General features: G+C 33.9%; 1 pseudogene. It reads left to right on the forward strand.

Annotation, left to right across the window (positions count from 1 at the left end):
• Nucleotides 1-245: pseudogene (locus AC6UDE_RS07125) on the forward strand (carboxylate--amine ligase); the annotation flags it as partial.

The following is a 245-nucleotide window of genomic DNA, read 5'->3' on the forward strand; positions in this document are numbered from 1 at the left end:
GTCTTTGTATGTCCATACGTGGATTATTCACTGATAAAACAACTGAATAGTAAAGAAAACTTTTATAAAATGTGTGACAAGTATGGGATGCCATATCCCGGTACCAAGATTATTTCTAAAAATAATTTTGAAAAGGATAACTTTGCTCAACCTTTTGATTATCCGATTGCACTCAAACCAACTAACAGTGTGGAGTGGTTGGACATTCACTTTGAAGGTAGAAAAAAAGCCTTCACCATTAAAAG

The sequence above is a fragment of the Fructilactobacillus sp. X2R5C3 genome (assembly GCF_059901325.1).